The organism is Streptomyces sp. NPDC029122 (assembly GCF_055569445.1).
Genome location: NZ_JBVHWK010000003.1, coordinates 39,866 through 59,883, shown reverse-complemented (window position 1 = coordinate 59,883; position 20,018 = coordinate 39,866). Strand labels below are relative to the sequence as shown.

15 protein-coding genes, 4 tRNA genes and 1 other RNA gene are annotated in these 20,018 nt (G+C 72.8%); 13 read left to right on the top strand and 7 right to left on the bottom strand.

Annotation, left to right across the window (positions count from 1 at the left end):
* Positions 1–37: 37 nt before the first annotated feature.
* Positions 38–125: transfer RNA gene (locus tag ACZ4WZ_RS04835), tRNA-Ser, on the bottom strand.
* A 119-nt stretch (positions 126–244) separates the two neighbouring features.
* Between ACZ4WZ_RS04835 and ffs the strand changes: the two genes are divergently transcribed.
* From ffs to ACZ4WZ_RS04805, 6 genes are all read left to right on the top strand, one after another.
* Positions 245–343: signal recognition particle sRNA small type (ffs, locus tag ACZ4WZ_RS04830), an RNA gene on the top strand.
* 66 nt (positions 344–409) lie between these two features.
* Positions 410–2,683 (top strand): DNA polymerase III subunit gamma and tau, encoded by a 2,274-nt coding sequence (locus ACZ4WZ_RS04825; RefSeq protein ID WP_467885089.1) that lies wholly within the window; start codon positions 410–412, stop codon positions 2,681–2,683.
* A gap of 60 nt (positions 2,684–2,743) precedes the next feature.
* Positions 2,744–3,997, top strand: coding sequence for a phosphoribosylamine--glycine ligase (gene purD, locus ACZ4WZ_RS04820; RefSeq protein WP_467885086.1), 1,254 nt, complete (start codon positions 2,744–2,746; stop codon positions 3,995–3,997).
* Positions 3,998–4,284: 287 nt separating this feature from the next.
* Positions 4,285–6,096, top strand: coding sequence for a hypothetical protein (locus ACZ4WZ_RS04815; RefSeq protein WP_467885084.1), 1,812 nt, complete (start codon positions 4,285–4,287; stop codon positions 6,094–6,096).
* A 235-nt stretch (positions 6,097–6,331) separates the two neighbouring features.
* Positions 6,332–7,801 carry a N,N-dimethylformamidase beta subunit family domain-containing protein gene (locus ACZ4WZ_RS04810; protein ID WP_467885081.1) on the top strand — a complete coding sequence of 490 codons (1,470 nt, stop codon included), beginning with the start codon at positions 6,332–6,334 and terminating at the stop codon, positions 7,799–7,801.
* A gap of 76 nt (positions 7,802–7,877) precedes the next feature.
* The gene (locus ACZ4WZ_RS04805) at positions 7,878–8,795 is read left to right on the top strand and encodes a phosphoribosylaminoimidazolesuccinocarboxamide synthase (RefSeq protein ID WP_467885079.1); all 918 of its coding nucleotides are present in this window, start codon (positions 7,878–7,880) and stop codon (positions 8,793–8,795) included.
* 45 nt (positions 8,796–8,840) lie between these two features.
* Here the strand turns inward: ACZ4WZ_RS04805 and ACZ4WZ_RS04800 are convergent.
* The 6 genes from ACZ4WZ_RS04800 to ACZ4WZ_RS04775 form a co-directional block, all read right to left on the bottom strand.
* Positions 8,841–8,913, bottom strand: a tRNA-Gly gene (locus ACZ4WZ_RS04800).
* Positions 8,914–8,936: 23 nt separating this feature from the next.
* Positions 8,937–9,548: a response regulator gene (locus tag ACZ4WZ_RS04795; RefSeq protein WP_467885077.1), complete on the bottom strand. Its 612-nt coding sequence runs from the start codon at positions 9,546–9,548 to the stop codon at positions 8,937–8,939.
* Complete coding sequence (locus tag ACZ4WZ_RS04790; protein WP_467885074.1) at positions 9,545–10,786, bottom strand: sensor histidine kinase; 1,242 nt, start codon at positions 10,784–10,786, stop codon at positions 9,545–9,547. The genes ACZ4WZ_RS04795 and ACZ4WZ_RS04790 overlap by 4 nt, the downstream gene beginning before the upstream one ends.
* A 315-nt stretch (positions 10,787–11,101) precedes the next feature.
* Positions 11,102–11,174, bottom strand: a tRNA-Gly gene (locus ACZ4WZ_RS04785).
* Positions 11,175–11,251: 77 nt separating this feature from the next.
* Positions 11,252–11,323 (bottom strand) — tRNA-Gly (locus ACZ4WZ_RS04780).
* Positions 11,324–11,479: 156 nt separating this feature from the next.
* Positions 11,480–11,797: a histone-like nucleoid-structuring protein Lsr2 gene (locus ACZ4WZ_RS04775; protein WP_467885071.1), complete on the bottom strand. Its 318-nt coding sequence runs from the start codon at positions 11,795–11,797 to the stop codon at positions 11,480–11,482.
* 350 nt (positions 11,798–12,147) lie between these two features.
* Here ACZ4WZ_RS04775 and purS point away from each other — a divergent pair, with 350 nt between their 5' ends.
* The 7 genes from purS (at position 12,148) to purM (ending at position 19,904) form a co-directional block, all read left to right on the top strand.
* Positions 12,148–12,393: a phosphoribosylformylglycinamidine synthase subunit PurS gene (purS, locus tag ACZ4WZ_RS04770; RefSeq protein WP_042801325.1), complete on the top strand. Its 246-nt coding sequence runs from the start codon at positions 12,148–12,150 to the stop codon at positions 12,391–12,393.
* 2 nt (positions 12,394–12,395) lie between these two features.
* Complete coding sequence (gene purQ, locus ACZ4WZ_RS04765) at positions 12,396–13,076, top strand: phosphoribosylformylglycinamidine synthase subunit PurQ (RefSeq protein ID WP_467885068.1); 681 nt, start codon at positions 12,396–12,398, stop codon at positions 13,074–13,076.
* Positions 13,073–15,322 carry a phosphoribosylformylglycinamidine synthase subunit PurL gene (gene purL, locus ACZ4WZ_RS04760; RefSeq protein ID WP_467885066.1) on the top strand — a complete coding sequence of 750 codons (2,250 nt, stop codon included), beginning with the start codon at positions 13,073–13,075 and terminating at the stop codon, positions 15,320–15,322. Before purQ ends, purL begins: the two co-directional genes overlap by 4 nt.
* Before the next feature lie 147 nt (positions 15,323–15,469).
* On the top strand, positions 15,470–16,261 hold the full coding sequence (locus ACZ4WZ_RS04755; protein ID WP_467885063.1) for a maleylpyruvate isomerase family mycothiol-dependent enzyme: 792 nt from the start codon (positions 15,470–15,472) through the stop codon (positions 16,259–16,261).
* A 38-nt stretch (positions 16,262–16,299) separates the two neighbouring features.
* Positions 16,300–16,809 (top strand): META domain-containing protein, encoded by a 510-nt coding sequence (locus ACZ4WZ_RS04750; protein ID WP_467885061.1) that lies wholly within the window; start codon positions 16,300–16,302, stop codon positions 16,807–16,809.
* 409 nt (positions 16,810–17,218) lie between these two features.
* Positions 17,219–18,736, top strand: a complete 1,518-nt coding sequence (purF, locus tag ACZ4WZ_RS04745) for an amidophosphoribosyltransferase (protein ID WP_393827734.1) — start codon at positions 17,219–17,221, stop codon at positions 18,734–18,736.
* A gap of 97 nt (positions 18,737–18,833) precedes the next feature.
* A complete protein-coding gene (gene purM, locus ACZ4WZ_RS04740) occupies positions 18,834–19,904 on the top strand; it encodes a phosphoribosylformylglycinamidine cyclo-ligase (protein ID WP_467885058.1) in 1,071 nt (356 codons plus the stop codon).
* The last annotated feature ends 114 nt before the right edge of the window (positions 19,905–20,018 follow it).

Sequence of the window (20,018 nt, the reverse complement as noted above, 5' to 3'; positions counted from 1 at the left end):
TTTCCCGGTCGGGGCCTTCAAGTGCCCGGTGAGGCACTGGCGGAGGATACGAGATTCGAACTCGTGAGGGGTTGCCCCCAACACGCTTTCCAAGCGTGCGCCCTAGGCCTCTAGGCGAATCCTCCGCCGCAAACAATACAAGACGTTGAGGGGTGCTCGCGAACACGATCCGGATCGGTGGTCCGGATCCGGATCGGCGGGGGGACCGGCTCGATTCCGGGGGGCCGTATCCGCTAGGGTGGGGGGCAGCCCCTCACGTGGCGCTATCTCACCCAACTCCCCCAGGGCCGGAAGGCAGCAAGGGTAAGTGGGCTCTGGCGGGTGCGTGGGGGGCGCTTTGCGTTCCCGGGCGGGTCCGGGGGGCGTCGGCGGGCCGCTGTTGTCGGCGGGCCCGGATAACCTCGTAGACGTGTCGTCCCTTGCGCTGTACCGCCGCTATCGCCCCGAGTCGTTCTCCGAGGTCATCGGGCAGGAGCATGTCACTGCCCCGCTGATGCAGGCCCTGCGGAACAACCGGGTCAACCACGCGTACCTGTTCAGCGGCCCGCGCGGCTGTGGAAAGACGACCAGCGCCCGCATCCTCGCCCGGTGTCTGAACTGCGAGCAGGGTCCGACCCCCGACCCCTGCGGGGAGTGCCAGTCCTGTCGTGACCTGGCCCGCAACGGGCCGGGGTCGATCGACGTGATCGAGATCGACGCCGCCTCGCACGGTGGTGTGGACGACGCCCGTGACCTGCGCGAGAAGGCCTTCTTCGGCCCCGCGTCGAGCCGGTACAAGATCTACATCATCGACGAGGCCCACATGGTCACCTCGGCGGGCTTCAACGCACTGCTGAAGGTGGTCGAGGAGCCGCCGGAGCACCTCAAGTTCATCTTCGCGACCACCGAGCCCGAGAAGGTCATCGGGACGATCCGGTCCAGGACGCACCACTACCCCTTCCGGCTCGTGCCACCGGGGACGCTGCGCGAGTACCTCGGCGAGGTCTGCGGGCGCGAGGGGGCGCGGGTCGAGGACGGGGTGCTGCCGCTCGTCGTGCGCGCCGGTGCCGGGTCGGTGCGTGACTCCATGTCCGTCATGGACCAGCTCCTCGCCGGTGCCGGCGAGGAGGGTGTGACGTATGCCATGGCCACCTCCCTGCTCGGGTATACGGAGGGATCGCTGCTCGATTCCGTCGTGGACGCCTTCGCCGCCGGGGACGGGGCCGCCGCCTTCGAGGTCGTGGACCGGGTGGTGGAGGGCGGGAACGACCCGCGCCGGTTCGTCGCCGACCTGCTGGAGCGGCTGCGCGACCTGGTGATCCTGGCCGCCGTGCCCGACGCCGGGGAGAAGGGGCTGATCGACGCCCCCGCCGATGTCGTGGAGCGGATGCAGGCCCAGGCGTCGGTGTTCGGGGCCGCCGAGCTCAGCCGTGCCGCCGACCTGGTCAACGCCGGGCTCACCGAGATGCGGGGTGCGACCTCGCCCCGGCTGCAGCTGGAGCTGATCTGCGCCCGGGTGCTGCTGCCGGCCGCCTTCGACGACGAGCGCTCCTTCCAGGCCCGGCTCGACCGGCTGGAGCGCAGCGGCCCCCCCGCCGCCTTCGCCGCGCAGCCCGTGGCCGCCGCCGCGCCGCCCGCCATGGGGTACGTGCCCGGGCCCGAGGCGCACGCCATGGCCCCCGCCGGGCCCGCCGGCGGGGTCGCCGCCGCGCGTGCCGCCGTACGGGGCCCCGTGCCGGAGGCCGCAGCGGAGGCCCAGCCCGCCCAGGCTCCCGTCCCGGCTCCGGCTGCCGCCCCGGCCGCCGCGCAGGCTCCCGCCCCGGCCGCCGCGCAGGCTCCCGCCCCGGCCGCCGCCCCCGCGCAGGCGCCCGGCGCCTGGCCCGGGGCCGCGCAGCCCGGCAGCGGCGCGCCCGCGCGCGGTGCCTGGCCCGGGGCCGCCGCCCCGGCCGCCGCGCAGGCCCCCGCCCCGGCCGCGCCCGTGGCCCCGGCCGCCGGGGCGTGGCCCAGCGCCGCCGTGCCCGGCAGCGGCACCCCGGCACCGGCCGCTCCCGCCCCCGCGGCCACTCCCGCGGCGCCCGCCTCCGCGCCCGCGCCGACGGCCGCCGCGCCCGCCGCCGACATGGCCGCCGGGGCCGGGCAGGTCCAGGCGATGTGGCCCGGCGTCCTGGAGGCCGTCAAGAACCGCCGGCGCTTCACCTGGATCCTGCTCAGCCAGAACGCCCAGGTCACCGGCTTCGACGGGACCACCCTCCAGCTCGGCTTCCCCAACGCCGGAGCCCGCGACAACTTCGCGAGCAGCGGCAGCGAGGACGTCCTCAAGGCGGTCCTGGCCGAGCAGTTCCAGGTCAACTGGAAGATCGACGCCGTGGTGGGCGGGGGCGGCCCGGCCCCGGCCGCGCCCTCGTCGTACTCCTCCTACTCCGCCCCGGCCGCCCCCGCCTACAGCCCGCCCCCCGCCTCCCCGGACCGGCCGGCCCAGACGCCCCAGCAGGCGCAGCCGCAGGCCCCCGCCCACCAGCCGCCGCCCCAGCAGCAGGCCTCCGCGCCACGGCCGCCCGTACAGCAGGCGCCCCCGCCGGTCGCCCCCGAGGACGACGTACCGGAGGCGGACGACCCGGACCTCGTCGACAGCGCCCTGACCGGACACGACCTGATCGTGCGCGAGCTCGGAGCGACCGTTGTGGAGGAATACACGAATGAGTAGCCCGCGCTGATTGGGTGGCCGCACGAAACCGGCCGCGCCGTCCGGGCTACCCTGGGCGGCGTGAAGGTCCTCGTCATCGGCGGCGGCGCCCGCGAACACGCCCTGTGCCGCTCTCTGTCCCTCGACCCCGACGTCTCCGCGCTGTACTGCGCCCCCGGCAACGCCGGGATCGCCGAGGTGGCGGAGCTGCGTCCGGTCGACGCCCTCGACGGCGCCGCGGTCGCCGCCCTCGCCACCGAACTCGGCGCCGGCCTGGTCGTCGTCGGACCGGAGGCACCCCTGGTCGCCGGTGTCGCGGACGCCGTCCGCTCGGCCGGCATCCCGGTCTTCGGCCCGTCCGCCGAGGCCGCGCGGCTGGAGGGTTCCAAGGCCTTCGCCAAGGACGTGATGGCCGCGGCCGGGGTGCCCACCGCGCGCAGCTACGTCTGCACCACCGCCGAGGAGGTCGACGCGGCCCTCGACGCCTTCGGCGCCCCGTATGTGGTCAAGGACGACGGCCTCGCCGCCGGCAAGGGCGTCGTGGTCACCGAGGACCGGGCCGCCGCCCGCGCCCACGCGCTGGCCTGCGAGCGGGTCGTCATCGAGGAGTACCTCGACGGCCCCGAGGTCTCCCTCTTCGCGATCACCGACGGCGTCACCGTGCTGCCCCTCCAGCCCGCGCAGGACTTCAAGCGCGCGCTCGACGGCGACGAGGGCCCCAACACCGGCGGCATGGGCGCGTACTCGCCGCTCCCCTGGGCCGACCCGAAGCTGGTCGACGAGGTCATGGAACTGGTCCTCCAGCCGACCGTCGACGAGCTCCGCCACCGCGGCACCCCCTTCTCCGGGCTGCTCTACGCGGGCCTGGCCATCACCAGCCGCGGCACCCGCGTCATCGAGTTCAACGCCCGCTTCGGCGACCCCGAGACCCAGGTGGTCCTGGCCCGGCTGCGCACCCCGCTGGCGGGCGTGCTGCTGAACGCCGCGAACGGCACCCTGAACGCCCTCCCCCCGCTGAACTGGAGCGACGACGCGGCCGTCACCGTGGTCGTCGCCTCGCACAACTACCCGGACACGCCGCGCACCGGTGACCCGATCGAGGGCCTCGACGAGGTGGCCGCGCAGGACGCGCCCGACGCGTACGTGCTGCACGCCGGGACCCGGCGCGAGGGCGGCGCGGTGGTCAGCGCGGGCGGTCGCGTGCTCTCGGTGACGGCGACCGGTTCCGATCTGGCGCAGGCGCGCGAGAAGGCGTATAAGGCGGTCGGACGGATCAGGCTGGACGGCTCGCAGCACCGCACGGACATCGCCGCCAAGGCGGCCGAAGGCCGCTGACCAGCACGGCTGTCACGAGGCGGGCCCGGGGCGCGAAAACGCGCACCGGGCCCGCGCGTGTATGCGCGTGCGACTGCATCCGGCCGCCTTCGAACGCACCCACCTTTACCCAAAGCCATTCCATCGGGTGATCGTCCCCCGGAGTGCCTGACTGCCGCGCCCGCCCCAACTAGGGTGCGGCGCAAGCATTCCGGCACATGGCCCACCGGCATTGCGATGTCAGTGGCGGGTGTCACAGTGGGGGAGTGAGCAAAGCCGCCGCAGGGCAGAGGGGGTGAGGTCCGGTCGTGTCCGGAACCGGTTCGAACGCAGAAGTGGGCGTGCCGTCCGCGCGGTCGCGGGCCCTCGCCGTGCTGCGGGTCCGCAGCAGGGCCATGGCCGTCGTGCTGCTGCCCGCCGCCGTCGCGGTGGTGCTCCTCGCCGCCCGTATGACGGGCCGGCTGGCCGGGGATCCCTGGCCGGCGGTGACCCTGGCCGTCTGCGCGGTGGCCGCGCTGGTGCTGCTGGCGGGCGGGATATTCGGCGCGGTGGTGCTGCGCGCGGGTCCCGCCGTGACCCCGACGGTGCCGCTGCCGGAGGCCGCCGCCCCCGACCTCTACCGGCTCGTGCGCGACCTCGCCGACCGGATGGACGTTCCCGCGCCCTCCGCGATAGCGCTGACCCCGGACTGCGACAGCTGGCTGGAGGACCGCACCCATGCGGCCCACCGCCGGTCCGGCATAGGCACCGGCCCGGAGTCCGAGCCCGGCGCGGCCCCCGTGCTGGTGATCGGCTCGCCGTTCCTGTGGTGGATGCGGGTCGCCGAGCTACGGGCCGTCCTCGCGCCCGTCGTCGCCGGTACGGGCCCCTCCGCGCACCCGGACATAGCCGACGCGCGCGGCTTCGTACGGGGGCTCGACGCGGCGGTGGACGTGGGGGGCAGGCGCGGCCTGGGCTGGATCGCCCGCCCGGCCCGGCTGCTGCTGCGGCTGTGCCGGACGGACGCCACCGAGATGGAGCGCGGGGTGGCCGCGGCCGCCTCCGACCGCGCACAGGACGTGGACTACGCGCTGCGCATCGTCGCCCAGGAGCAGGTCGGCCTCGCCTACGCCGGCTGGGACCGGCTGCTGACCCGGGTCGCGCTGCCCGCCTGGCGGATGGGCCGCTGGCCGGCGCACCTGGACGCCGGGGTGGTCTCCGCCCTGACCGAGCTGTCCCGGCGGGACCGGCTGGCCGAGGGGTTCACCTCGCGGCTCGGCGAGCGCCCCGCCTGCGACCTGCTGGAGCAGCCGGGCGTGGTCGACGAGGCCGCCTCCCTGCTGGCGGCCCGGCTGTTCCACGGCGGCCCGGCCGAGGCGGGGCCCGACTGGGCGCCGGTGGACTGGGCGGCCTACCCGCAGGAGGTCGTGGACCGGAAGTGGCGTACCGAGGCGGCCCGCCTGCACGCCGCCCTGGACGCCCTGTCCGTCCCGGCGGGCCCGGCCCCGCCCGCGGCCGCCCCGGCCCGCCCGGACCGCTCCCGTCCACCGGGGGAGCCGGTCCCGGTGACCACGGGCGCGCCCGCCCAGGCCGGAGTCCCGGGGGCCGTGAGCGCCGGTCCCGGCGGCACCGCCGACCCCGGCAGCCCCTCCGTCACGGCCGCCGCCCGGGCCGCGGACCGGCCCGCCCTCGGCGGACCGGCGTCCCCGGGCGGGCCGACGCTGGAGCGGATCCTCGGCTACCTCACCGACCCCTCGGGGGACGGCGCCGCCGGAGACGCCCTCGCCGGGCGGCTCAGCGGCGACCTGGCCCGGGAGGAACGTACCGCCGGAGCCGGGAGCCCCCGGCCGCGCGGCGGCGCGGACACGCTGCCGCTGTTCCCCCTCCAGCCCCCGCGCAGCGGCCGCGACCTGCTGGCGGACCACGTCACCGCCCTGGTGTGCTGCGCCGCCGTGGACTCGGCCGGCGCGGGCCCCGGCCTGGACTGGCTGGACGGGCCCGTGCTGCTCGTCGGCGGCGAGCGCCGCGCGGACCTCGCCCCCCGGGTGCTCTCCCTCGTGGAGGACGGGGACCCGGAGCCCCTGCGCGACTGGCTCGACGAACTCGGCGTACCCCCCGAGAAGCCCGTCCGCCTCCTCTGACCCCCCGCCATCACCGCGCCGCTTGTCCCCCCGCCACCACCGCGCCGCCCCGGCGCGCACGGCGCCCGGCGCGCCCCGAGCGGCGCGCTACGTTCCGGTCACGTCAATTCACGACGAACGGTGACGGAGTGAGTGCGTTATGTGATGTGCTTGGGACCGGTCGCGGATGGGTGTCCGAAAACCCGCCGTGCACCGACGGGAGCACACGTTCGGGGGAGTGAGGGAGGGGAACGGTATGGGTGCGGACCAGATCCGGCGCTGGGAGTCGGGTGCGCTCGCGCACGCGGTGAACGACCCCTTCGGCCAGGGGCCCCTGCCCTGGTTCCGGGGCAGCGAGGTGTACTTCGACGACACGGGGCAGGTCGTGCCCTGGTACGTGGGCCCGGCGCTCGCCGCCCCCGGCCAGACCCCTCGCGGCGGCCCCCGCACCGCCGACGACGTCCACCGGCAGATCAAGGGCTTCGCCTCCACCGGAGCCGTCGCCCCCGGCGAGGCCATCGACTTCCACATCACGGTCGATCCGCCCCAGCAGTTCTCCGTCGACGTCTACCGGATCGGCCACTACGGCGGGGACGGCGCCTCCAAGATCACCACCAGCCCCCGGCTGTCCGGCATCGTCCAGCCGCCCCCGCTCACCGCCGACCGCACCGTCTCCTGCCACCACTGGTGGCTCTCGTGGCGGCTCCAGGTCCCCTCGTACTGGAGCATCGGCGCGTACGTGGCCGTCCTCACCACCGCCGACGGCTACCGCTCCCACATTCCCTTCACGGTCCGCGACGACCACCCCGCCGACCTCCTGCTCCTGCTCCCGGACATCACCTGGCAGGCCTACAACCTCTACCCGGAGGACGGCCGCACCGGCGCCAGCCTCTACCACGCCTGGGACGAGCAGGGCCGGCTCCTCGGCGAGCGCGACGCCGCCACCACCGTGTCCTTCGACCGCCCCTACGCGGGCGCCGGCCTGCCCCTGCACGTCGGCCACGCCTACGACTTCATCCGCTGGGCCGAGCGCTACGGCTACGACCTCGCCTACGCCGACACCCGCGACCTGCACGCCGGCCGCATCGACCCGACCCGCTACCGGGGGCTGGTCTTCCCCGGCCACGACGAGTACTGGTCGGTCCCCATGCGCCGCACCGTCGAGCGCGCCCGCGACCACGGCACCTCCCTCGTCTTCCTCTCCGCCAACACCATGTACTGGCAGGTCGAGCTGTCCCCCTCGCCCTCCGGCGTCGAGGACCGGCTCCTGACCTGCCGAAAACGCCGCGGCCCCGGCCGCCCCAGCCTGTGGCGCGAGATCGACCGCCCCGAACAGCAGCTGCTCGGCATCCAGTACGCGGGCCGGGTCCCCGAGCCCGCGCCGCTGATCGTCCGCAACGCCTCCCACTGGCTCTGGGACTCCACCGGCGCCGCCGAGAACGACGAGCTGGACGGGCTGGTGGCGGGCGAGGCCGACCGCTACTTCCCGCGCGTCCAGCTCCCCGAGCACCAGGACCGGATCCTGCTCGCCCACTCCCCCTACCTCGACGGCGAAGGGGCCAAGAGGCACCAGGAGACCTCCCTGTACCGGGCCCCGAGCGGGGCCCTGGTCTTCGCGTCGGGCACCTTCGCCTGGTCCCCGGCGCTCGACCGCCCGGGGCACGTCGACGAGCGGGTCCAGCGGGCCACGGCCAATCTCCTCGACCGGATCTGCAAGCGGGACTGAGCGACCCCCTGACGGCTGCACGGGGGCCCGTACGGGAGAATGGGGACGCGCTCGTACAGAACCACAGGGAGACCCCGTGTCCGGATTCGTCGAAAAGCCCGAGCCGGTGCAGGTGCCCGGCCTCGTCCACCTCCACACCGGCAAGGTCCGCGACCTCTACCGGGACGAGGACGGCCGGCTCGTCATGGTCGCCAGCGACCGCATCTCCGCCTTCGACTGGGTGCTTCCCACCGAGATCCCGGACAAGGGCCGCGTCCTGACCCAGCTCTCCCTGTGGTGGTTCGACCAGCTCGCGGACCTGGTCCCCCACCACGTCCTCGGCACCGAGCCGCCCGCGGGCGCCCCCGCCGACTGGGCCGGCCGCACCCTGATCTGCCAGAACCTCGACATGGTCCCCGTCGAGTGCGTGGCCCGCGGCTACCTCACCGGTTCCGGGCTCGCCGAGTACCGGCAGACCCGCACGGTCTGCGGACTGGCGCTCCCCGAGGGCCTCGTCGACGGCTCCGAGCTGCCCGCCCCGATCTTCACCCCGGCCGCCAAGGCCGAGGTCGGCGAGCACGACGAGAACGTCTCCTACGAGGAGGTCGCGCGCACCACCGGCGCCGAGACGGCCGCGATGCTGCGCCAGACCACGCTCGCCGTGTACTCCCGGGCTCGCGAGATCGCCCGCGAACGCGGGATCATCCTGGCGGACACCAAGTTCGAGTTCGGCTTCGACAAGGACGGGCGGCTGGTCGCCGCCGACGAGGTCCTCACCCCGGACTCCTCCCGCTTCTGGCCCGCCGACCTGTGGGAGCCGGGCCGCGCGCAGCCGTCCTTCGACAAGCAGTTCGTCCGCGACTGGCTGACCTCCCCGGCCTCCGGCTGGGACCGCCACGGCGAACTCCCCCCGCCGGCCCTCCCGCAGGAGGTCGCCGAGCAGACGTCCGCCAAGTACGTCGAGGCCTACGAGCGCATCACCGGCCAGTCCTGGGCCGCGGTCGCCGGGGCCTGAGGAACGACGAAGGCCCCGATCGGTGATCGGGGCCTTCGCACTCTGAGCGGACAACGCGACTCGAACGCGCGACATCCACCTTGGCAAGGTGGTGCTCTACCAACTGAGCTATGTCCGCACTGCGCCGTAACGCGAGAACTACTATACCCAACCCCGCTGCCGTGCGAGACGCACCGCCGTGTGCCGGTTCTCCGCGCCGAGCTTCGTCGCCGCCGACGACAGGTAGTTCCGTACGGTCCCCTGCGACAGCGAGGCCCGCTCCGCGATCTCCGCGATCGGTGCCCCGTCCGCCGCGAGTTCCAGCACCTCCGCCTCACGGACCGTCAGCGGCGAGTCGCCGGCGCTGATCGCGTCGGCCGCCAACTCCGGGTCCACATAACGCCCTCCGGCGTGCACGGTGCGGATCAGCTCGGCCAGCCGCTGCGCCGAGACCGTCTTCGGCGCGAAGGCCCGCACCCCCGCGGCGAGCGCCCGCTTCAGGTGCCCGGGACGGCCGTGGCTGGTCACGATCATGGTCTTGCAGTCGGGCAGTTCGACCCGCAGCGATGTGGCCACACTCACACCGTCCGCGCCCGGCATCTGGAGGTCCAGCACCGCCACGTCCGGCCGGTGCGCCCGCGCCATCGCCAGTGCCTCCGGCCCGGAGGCCGCCTCGGCCACGACCACGAGGTCGTCCTCCAGGCCCAGCAGCGCGGCCAGCGCGCCCCGGATCAGGTGTTCGTCGTCGGCCAGCAGTACCCGTACGGGGGTCACGCCCGCACCTCCACTCGTCGTGTGTCCAGGGGGACCTCGGCCCGCAGCCGGAACCGGCCGCCCTCGGCCGGCCCCGCCAGCAGGGTTCCGTCGACCGCCGCGAGCCGCTCACGCAGCCCCGTCAGCCCGGACCCGGGCATTCCGGCGGGTGCCTCGGGCGCCCCGTCGTTCTCCACCAGCAGCGTCACCGAGTCCCCGGGCTCCGCCGCCGTCAGCCGGATCAGGCAGCTGCGCGCGTCCCCGTGCCGCAGCACGTTCGTGGTGGCCTCCCGCACCACCCAGCCCAGCGCCGACTGCACCTCGCCCGGCAGCGTCCGTACCGCCGCCGTACGGAACTCCACCCGGCAGTCCATCCCGGCCGCGCTCAGCACCCCGCGCGCGCCTTCCAGTTCCACCGCGAGGTCCGCCTCCCGGTAGCCGCGCACCACGTCGCGCACCTCCCGCTGCGACTCGCGCGCGATCCGCTGGACCTCGATCATCTGGTCCACGGCCTCGGGGCGTTCGCGCCGTGCCAGCTGTACCGCCAGTTCGCTCTTGAGGGCGATCACCGCCAGGTTGCGGCCCATCACGTCGTGCAGGTCCCGGCCGAACCGCAGCCGCTCCTCGGCGACCGCCAGCTGGGCCTGGATCTCCCGGGCGTGGTCGAGTTCGTAGACGGTGCGCAGCAGCCATCCGGAGAACCCGCAGGTGAAGGCGAGGAAGGCACCGGCGATCAGGACCGCGATGAAGTAGCCGACGACCTCGTCCAGGTCCAGGCCCAGCGCGGCGACGACCGCCGCGGTTCCGGCGGCCGCGGCCAGCGGCACGTACCTCATGTGCCGGACCTTCTCCAGGGTCAGTACGAGGGATCCGCAGCCGAAGCAGCTCACCCCCACCACCAGACCGGGCGCCGCGGACTCGTCGAGCGCGCCGAAGCGGCGCAGGAAGAGGAAGAACAGGACGGCCGCGGCGGTCAGGGCCGAGGTCACCACCGCGAGGCGCACGGGCGGTTCGCGGCGGCCGGACACGCGGTCCAGCGCCCTGGAGGAGAGGAAGCCGACGAGGACGGAGTGCGCGCAGACCACCAGGAAGGCCGTGATCCCGAGCGGCCGGGGGGTGTCGTTCTCCCGGCCCGTGAGGGCGACGAGTCCGAACGACACGATCTCCACGAGTACGAAGAAGTGGAAGGACCAGCGGGTGTACAGCTCGACCTTCCCCGCACTGCTGCGGTTCCCCCACCACCCGGTCAGCTTCGACACGGTCCCGTCCCCCCGGCTCTTCCTCTGACGTGCGTGACTGGCGCCGCGCTGTCCAGCGGAACCGCTCTGGACAGCAAACACCGTGACGATCATCCAGGCCAGCGGGGTGGCCGCACCGTCTCGTGGGGCCGGCGACACCCCGTCGTCCGCCGCCGTGGAACCAGCATCGCGGGGGCGCGCAGGACGCGGCAGTGCGCGCTGTCACCGGCCGCGATGACATTTGTCATTGAATGTGACGTGCGCCACGAAGGGGTGCGGTGCCGGGAAATGACGAAGGGCCCCGATCGGATTCCGATCGGGGCCCTTCGCTCTCTGAGCGGACGACGCGACTCGAACGCGCGACATCCACCTTGGCAAGGTGGTGCTCTACCAACTGAGCTACGTCCGCATCTCGCTACGACCGGGGCCGTCGCGATGCGAGCACTACTCTACCTGATCCACAACCGTGGTCGGTAAAGCGTGCAGAGCGGGTGACAGGGATTGCACACTGCGCCTCCCCCCTGGAAGGGGGGTGTTCTGCTACTGAACTACACCCGCACGACTTCGGGGTTCCGGCCTTTCGGCCTCGCCCCTCGGCGTGATCCACACATTAGCCGATCGGAGGGGGTGCATGGCAAATCCGGGTCGCCGGACCCCTCCGGGACGCCCGGCGGGCAGCCGGCGGCCGCCCGCCCGACGCTCCGCGAGGTGCGGTCAGTGGGCTTCCTCGTACGCCGTGTAGACGGCCTTGGGGATGCGGCCCCGAGGCGGCACGTCGTGCCCGTGGGAACGGGCCCAGGCCCGCACGACCGCCGGGTCCGGGGCGATCGACGTCATCTTGAAAGCCTTCCCCGAGCGGGACTGGCGGCGGCCCGCGGCCACGAAGGGGGCCAGGGTCTTCCGCAGTTTCTTTGCGTTGGCCGCATTGAGGTCGATCTCGTACGACTTACCGTCGAGGGCGAACGTGACCGTTTCCGCCGCTTCTCCGCCATCGAGGTCGTCGGAGATCGTGACTACTACGCGCTGCGCCACGGATATCGGTCCCTTCGTGCGCCGTCGCCGCGTGCTGACGTGCGGTGATGTCGCCTGTGTGGATGTTTCGGTGGAATGCGTCAAACCGTACCCGTCGCGGAGCGACAAATGTCACGGTCTCGACTGATTCCTTTGTACCGCAATTCGCATTGAATTGCGAAGCCCAGTTAATTCTCCCAGCGTGTCCCGCCGCAATCCCGGGCACGTGGTTTTCCGGTGGATTTTGCGAAGCGTTGGTGAAGCCGAAACGGCGTGCGGATCGGACCGGAAGGATATCTACCCGCGTAGAAATTTCGGGCGGGTACGCTGAGGGAACCGCCTTCGCACCAACCACCTCATCGGGAGTGCCAGTGGCACGCGTCGTAGTCGACGTCATGCTCAAGCCGGAGATCCTCGACCCCCAGGGCCAGGCGGTGCAGCGTGCACTGCCGCGCCTGGGCTTCGATGGGATCGCCGACGTCCGCCAGGGGAAGCGTTTCGAACTGGAGGTGGAGGGACCGGTCGACCAGGCCGCCCTCGACCGCATCCACAAGATGGCCGAAACGTTCCTCGCCAACACCGTCATCGAAGACTTCACCGTGAAGGTCGAGGCCTGACGGTGACCACTCGCATCGGAGTCGTCACGTTCCCCGGAACGCTCGACGACCGTGACTCGCTGCGCGCCGTCCGCCTCGCGGGGGCCGAGCCGGTCTCGCTGTGGCACCGCGACAAGGACCTCCACCAGGTCGACGCGGTCGTCCTCGCGGGCGGCTTCTCCTACGGGGACTACCTGCGCGCCGGAGCCATCTCCCGGTTCTCGCCGGTGATGGAGACCATCATCGAGCAGGCCAAGGCCGGCATGCCCGTCCTCGGCATCTGCAACGGCTTCCAGGTCCTCACCGAGGCCCACCTGCTGCCGGGAGCGATGCTCCGCAACAACCACCTCCACTTCATCTGCCGCGACCAGAAGCTGCGGGTGGAGAACACGGAGAGCGCGTGGACCGGCGACTACACCGCCGGCCAGGAGATCTCCGTACCGCTCAAGAACATGGACGGCCGGTACGTCGCCGACGAGCGCACGCTCGACGAACTGGAGGCCGAAGGCCGAGTGGCCTTCCGGTACGTCGACGTGAACCCGAACGGCTCGCTGCGCGACATCGCCGGCATCACCAACGCCGCGGGGAACGTCGTCGGCCTCATGCCGCACCCCGAGCACGCGGTCGAGCCGCTGATCGGGACCGGCCGCACCGACGGCCTCCCGTTCTTCACGTCGGTCCTGAAGAAGCTGGTCAGCGCATGAGCCTCGACACCGTAAAGAACGCCACCGAGACGCCGGACGCCTCCCAGCCCTGGAGGGAGCTCGGCCTCAAGGAGGACGAGTACGCCCGGATCCGCGAGATCCTCGGCCGCCGCCCCACCGGCGCCGAACTCGCCATGTACTCCGTCATGTGGTCCGAGCACTGCTCGTACAAGAGCAGCAAGGTCCACCTGAAGCAGTTCGGCGAGAAGGTCCCCGAGAACGACGCCATGCTCGTCGGCATCGGCGAGAACGCCGGCGTCGTCGACGTCGGCCAGGGCTACGCGGTCACCTTCAAGGTGGAGTCGCACAACCACCCCTCGTACATCGAGCCCTACCAGGGCGCGGCCACCGGCATCGGCGGCATCGTCCGCGACATCCTCGCCATGGGCGCCCGCCCCGTCGCCGTCGTCGACCCGCTGCGCTTCGGCGCGGCCGACCACCCCGACACCAAGCGCGTCCTGCCGGGCGTCGTCGCGGGCATCGGCGGCTACGGCAACTGCCTCGGCCTGGCCAACATCGGCGGCGAGGTCGTCTTCGACGCCTGCTACCAGGGCAACCCGCTGGTCAACGCCGGCTGCATCGGCGTGATGAAGCACGAGGACATCCACCTCGCCAAGGCCTCCGGCCCCGGCAACAAGGTCATCCTCTACGGCGCCCGCACCGGCGGCGACGGCATCGGCGGCGTCTCGGTCCTCGCGTCCGAGACCTTCGACGACACCAAGCCCACCAAGCGCCCCGCCGTCCAGGTCGGCGACCCCTTCCAGGAGAAGCTCCTCATCGAGTGCACCCTGGAGATCTTCAAGGAGAAGCTGGTCGCGGGCATCCAGGACCTCGGCGGCGCCGGGCTCTCCTGCGCCACGAGCGAGCTGGCCTCCGCCGGTTCCGGCGGCATGCGCGTCGAGCTCGACACGGTCCCGCTGCGCGACGCGACGCTCTCGCCCGAGGAAATCCTCATGAGCGAGTCGCAGGAGCGCATGTGCGCGATCGTCGAGCCGCAGTACGTCGACCGCTTCATGGAGATCTGCGAGAAGTGGGACGTCATCGCCACCGTCATCGGTGAGGTGACCGACGGCGAGCGCCTGGAGATCTTCTGGCACGGCGAGCAGATCGTGGACGTGCCCCCGGGCACCGTCGCCCACGAGGGCCCGGTCTACCACCGCCCCTACGCCCGCCCCGCGTGGCAGGACGCCCTCCAGGCCGACGACGCGGGCGCCCTGCCCCGTCCGCGGACCTCGGAAGAGCTCCGCGCGCAGGTCCTGGCCCTGGTCTCCTCCCCGAACCAGGCCTCGAAGTCCTGGGTCACCGACCAGTACGACCGCTTCGTGCAGGGCAACACCGTCCTGGCGCAGCCCGAGGACGCGGGCATGGTCCGCATCGACGAGGAGTCCAACCTCGGCGTCGCCATGGCCACCGACGGCAACGGCCGCTACGCCAAGCTCGACCCGTACGCGGGTGCGCAGCTCGCGCTGGCGGAGTCGTACCGCAACGTCGCCGCGACCGGCGCCAAGCCGCTCGCGATCTCGAACTGCCTGAACTTCGGCTCCCCCGAGGACCCGGACGTCATGTGGCAGTTCGCCGAGGCCACCCGCGGCCTCGCCGACGGCTGCCTCGAGCTGGGCACCCCGGTGACCGGCGGCAACGTCTCCCTCTACAACCAGACGGGTGAGGTCGCGATCCACCCGACCCCGGTCGTGGCGGTCCTCGGCGTCATCGACGACGTCAACCGCCGTACGCCGATGGCGTTCGCGGAGGCCGGCCAGCTGCTGTACCTGCTGGGCGACACGACCGAGGAGTTCGGCGGCTCGGCCTGGTCCCAGGTCGTCCACGACCACCTGGGCGGCCTGCCGCCGAAGGTGGACCTGGCGCGCGAGAAGCTGCTCGCCGAGATCCTGATCTCGTCCTCCCGCGACGGCATGATCGACGCGGCGCACGACCTGTCGGACGGCGGCCTCATCCAGGCGCTCACCGAGTCCTGCCTCAAGGGCGGCAACGGTGCGCGGATCGTGGTCCCGGAGGGCCTGGACGCGTTCACCTTCCTGTTCTCCGAGTCCGCGGGCCGCGCCGTCGTGGCCGTCCCGCGCAGCGAGGAGCTCCGCTTCACCGACATGTGCGGCGCACGGGGCCTGCCCGCCACCCGCATCGGTGTGGTGGACGGCGAGGAGATCGAGATCCAGGGCGAGTTCACCCTCCCCCTGGCCGAGCTCCGCGCGGCCCACGAGGCGACGATCCCGGCCCTGCTGGCCTGATCCCGCCGCTCTTCCCGCGGGCCCCCGGCCGGATCCCCTCCGGCCGGGGGCCCGCGGCGTTGGCGGCGGCGCCCGCCGGTGTGCGTGCGGCTGCCCCCGGCCCCGCAGGGCCCACGCCCGCCGCCGGCGCCCGAGTAGGGTCGGGGCATGCCGCCCGTCAGGAAGAAGCCGCGTACGTACGACCAGGCGAAGATCCGCACCGCGGTCACCGCGCAGTTCGGGCACGTCGCCGCCGCCGTGGGGGAGTTGACCCCCGAGCAGCTGGCGCGGCCCAGCGGGCTCGGGGAGTGGTCCGTGGCCGAACTCGCCGCGCACATCGCCTGGGTCGCGGACTCGCTGGCGTCCGGCCTGGCCCGGCCGCCCGCCGCCGTCGCCGAGCTGACCGCCGTCGAGTGGCCGTTCGCCACCGCCTCCCTCGCCGGGAAGATCTCCGAGGCCGCCCGGGAGACCCTCGGCGGGGAGCCGCTGCCCCAGCTGTACGAGCGGGCGGCCGCGCGGATGGCCGAGGCGCTGGACGCGAACCGGGGCAGCCGGGTGCTGGACCTGTGGATCGGGGACATGACCCTGGCCGATTTCCTCGTCACCCGGACGGTGGAGCTGGTGGTCCACACCGACGACCTGAACCGCGCCGCCGGGCTGCACATCCCGGTCGAGCGGCAGGCCCTGGCCGCCTGCACGCGGCTGCTCGCCGACGCCCTCGCGCTCAAGGCGCCCGGCGGTTCCGTCGAGGTGCGGATCCCGCCCTTCGCGGTGGTCCAGTGCGTCGAGGGCCCGCGCCACACCCGCGGCACCCCGCCGAACGTGGTGGAGACCGACCCGCTGACCTGGGTGCGGCTCGCGACGGGCCGTACCGGCTGGGCCGCGGAGCTGGACGCGGCGCGGGTCAGCGCCAGCGGCGAGCGGGCCGACCTGTCCGCGCTGCTGCCCCTGATGGGCTGAGGGCGGAACCGGCCCGGGACCCGGCTCGTCCCAGGGGCATGCGTACCCTCAGGCACCTCACGAACGCCGCCCTGGGCTTCGTACTGTCCCTGACCGTACTGGCCCTGACCGTACTGGCCCTGGCCGCGTGCGGGCCGGACGGGCGGGGCCGGGACGACGCCGCACCGACCGGGCCGGCCCCGACGGCGCCGCCGCTCCCCGACGCCCCGCTCGCCGCGACGGTCTGGATCGTCGGCTCCGTCGCCGGGGCCGAGGCCCCCGAGGGCCGGGCGGCCCGCTTCACCCTCACCCCCGAGGGGCGCGCGAGCGGCACCCTCGGCTGCAACCGCTTCAGCGCCCCGGCGGCCGTCGACGGCACCGCCCTGACCCTGGGGCCGCTGACCACGACCCGGATGGCCTGCGAGGGCCCGGCGGGCGAGCTGGAACGGGCCCTGACCGCCCTCTTCGGCAGCGGCCCCCTCAGCTGGCGGATCGAGGGCCGGAACCTCACCCTCACGGCCACTGACGGTGACTCCCTGACCGCCGAGGCGGCCTCGGCGGCGGAGTGATCCGGCCACGCGGACGGCGCTTCGGGACGGCCTCGACTCGTACGAAGACACAGGGGCTCCGCACCATGACCGGGCCGTGCCGCTCCCGGGCCGTCGCCCGGGACGCACCGCATCGGAGAGCGCCGCCCGGATGAGCGAAATCATGAAAGGAGAGAAAGAGTTGTGACCGGGGGAAGGGCGCCCCACGGCGATCGTGCCCTCGACCCGGCTCTGCGCGAGAGGCGCCGCGAGGGGTGACCGCACGGTCACTCTGGGGTCGCCCGCGGCCCCTCGGCCGGCCGCCCTATTCGTAGCTCCGCACAAGGAGATCGGAATACCAGCCGGGGCCGTTCCGTCACCCTGTGTGCTGTGACATTTCCCGGCCCTCACCAATTCGGACCAGTGGTCGATCTCGCCTACACTCGGTGGTGTGCCTCGTGGTGATGGACGACTCAACCACGACCTGCTCCCCGGTGAGAAGGGCCCCCAGGACGCTTGCGGCGTCTTCGGTGTCTGGGCTCCGGGTGAAGAGGTCGCCAAGCTCACCTACTTCGGACTGTATGCGCTACAGCACCGCGGACAGGAGTCCGCGGGAATCGCTGTGAGCAACGGTTCCCAGATCCTCGTCTTCAAGGACATGGGCCTCGTTTCCCAGGTCTTCGACGAAACCTCTCTCGGCTCGCTCCAAGGTCATATCGCGGTCGGTCACGCCCGCTACTCGACCACCGGAGCCTCCGTCTGGGAGAACGCCCAGCCCACCTTCCGTGCGACCGCCCACGGCTCCATCGCCCTGGGCCACAACGGCAACCTGGTGAACACCGCCGAGCTCGCCGAGATGGTCGCCGACCTCCCCCGTCAGGACGGGCGCGCCACCCAGGTGGCCGCCACGAACGACACCGACCTGGTCACCGCCCTGCTCGCCGGCCAGACCGACGACGAGGGCAAGCCCCTGACCATCGAGGAGTCGGCCGCCAAGGTCCTGCCTCAGGTCAAGGGCGCCTTCTCGCTCGTCTTCATGGACGAGGGGACCCTCTACACCGCCCGGGACCCGCAGGGCATCCGCCCGCTGGTCCTCGGCCGCCTGGAGCGCGGCTGGGTGGTCGCGAGCGAGACCGCCGCCCTCGACATCTGCGGAGCCAGCTTCGTCCGCGAGGTCGAGCCGGGCGAGCTCATCGCGATCGACGAGAACGGCCTGCGCACCTCGCGCTTCGCGGAAGCGAAGCCCAAGGGCTGTGTCTTCGAGTACGTCTACCTGGCGCGCCCGGACACCGACATCGCCGGCCGGAACGTCTACCTCTCGCGCGTCGAGATGGGCCGCCGCCTCGCCAAGGAGGCCCCGGTCGAGGCCGACCTGGTGATAGCGACGCCGGAATCCGGCACGCCCGCCGCCGTCGGATACGCCGAAGCCAGCGGGATCCCCTACGGCTCCGGCCTGGTCAAGAACGCCTACGTGGGCCGGACCTTCATCCAGCCCTCGCAGACGATCCGCCAGCTCGGCATCCGCCTCAAGCTCAACCCCCTCAAGGAAGTCATCCGGGGCAAGCGCCTGGTGGTCGTCGACGACTCGATCGTCCGCGGCAACACCCAGCGCGCCCTCGTGAAGATGCTCCGCGAGGCCGGTGCGGCCGAGGTCCACATCCGGATCTCCTCCCCGCCGGTGAAGTGGCCGTGCTTCTTCGGCATCGACTTCGCCACCCGGGCCGAGCTCATCGCCAACGGCATGACGGTCGACGAGATCGCCACCTCGCTGGGCGCGGACTCGCTCTCGTACATCTCGCTGGACGCGATGATCGAGGCGACCACCATCCAGAAGCCCAACCTCTGCCGTGCCTGCTTCGACGGCGAGTACCCCATGGAGCTGCCCGACCCGCAGCTGCTGGGCAAGCAGCTGCTGGAGTCCGAGCTCGCGGGCGGCACCGACGCCGCCGACGCGCTCCGCCGCCCGTAGCAAGCCCCCTGGCTCAACCTGCGCTGGGCCCTCTCTTTGAGGCTTATCCGGGGGCCCAGCACCACACGCAGTAACGACACGAAAGCTCTCTCCTGTCATGACAGAGAAGACCACCGGTGCCAGCTACGCAGCCGCAGGCGTGGACATCGAAGCGGGCGACCGCGCCGTCGAGCTGATGAAGGAGTGGGTGAAGAAGACGCAGCGCCCCGAGGTCCTCGGCGGCCTGGGCGGGTTCGCCGGCCTCTTCGACGCCTCCGCCCTCAAGCGTTACGAGCGCCCCCTGCTGGCCTCGGCCACCGACGGGGTGGGCACCAAGGTGGACATCGCCCGCCAGATGGGCGTGTACGACACCATCGGCCACGACCTGGTCGCCATGGTCATGGACGACATCGTCGTGTGCGGCGCCGAGCCGCTCTTCATGACGGACTACATCTGCGTCGGCAAGGTGCACCCCGAGCGTGTCGCCGCCATCGTCAAGGGCATCGCCGAGGGCTGCGTCCTCGCCGGCTGCGCCCTCGTCGGCGGCGAGACCGCCGAGCACCCCGGGCTGCTCGGCCCGGACGACTTCGACGTGGCGGGCGCCGGCACCGGTGTGGTCGAGTACGACCGGCTGCTGGGCGCGGATCTTATCCGTACGGGGGACGCCGTCATCGCGATGGCTTCGTCCGGCCTTCACTCGAACGGGTACTCGCTGGTCCGGCACGTCCTCTTCGACCGGGCCGGGATGTCCCTGGACCAGCACGTCGACGAGCTCGGGCGCACCCTCGGCGAGGAGCTGCTGGAACCGACCAAGATCTACTCGCTGGACTGCCTGGCCCTCACCCGTACGGCAGAGGTCCACGCGTACTCCCACATCACGGGCGGCGGCCTCGCGGCCAACCTCGCCCGGGTCATCCCCGACCACCTGCACGCCACGGTCGACCGCGCCACCTGGACCCCGGGCGCCGTCTTCGACCTGGTCGGCAAGGCCGGCAGCGTCGAGCAGCTGGAGCTGGAGAAGACCCTGAACATGGGCGTCGGCATGATGGCCGTGGTCCCGCAGGAGTCGGTGGACGTGGCCCTGACCGCCCTCGCCGACCGCGGCGTCGAGGCCTGGGTCGCCGGCGAGATCCTCGACCGGGGCGACCACGCCGAGGGCGCGGCCCTGACCGGCAGCTACGCGGTCTGAGCAGCACTGAAACCCGGTCCGGGGCAATGCCCTGGACCGGGTTTCGGCACGTATGGAACGAGTTCAGCGGCCCACTCGGCCCGCTGGTACGCACGCGGTGTGCAGAGGATCGTT

Excerpts from the sequence above, each read along its gene's own strand:
- ACZ4WZ_RS04810 (WP_467885081.1), top strand. The coding sequence starts at position 6,332 with ATGGGTGCGGACCAGATCCGGCGCTGGGAGTCGGGTGCGCTCGCGCAC.
- purL (WP_467885066.1), top strand. The coding sequence starts at position 13,073 with ATGAGCCTCGACACCGTAAAGAACGCCACCGAGACGCCGGACGCCTCC.
- ACZ4WZ_RS04755 (WP_467885063.1), top strand. The coding sequence starts at position 15,470 with ATGCCGCCCGTCAGGAAGAAGCCGCGTACGTACGACCAGGCGAAGATC.
- ACZ4WZ_RS04750 (WP_467885061.1), top strand. The coding sequence starts at position 16,300 with ATGCGTACCCTCAGGCACCTCACGAACGCCGCCCTGGGCTTCGTACTG.
- purM (WP_467885058.1), top strand. The coding sequence starts at position 18,834 with ATGACAGAGAAGACCACCGGTGCCAGCTACGCAGCCGCAGGCGTGGAC.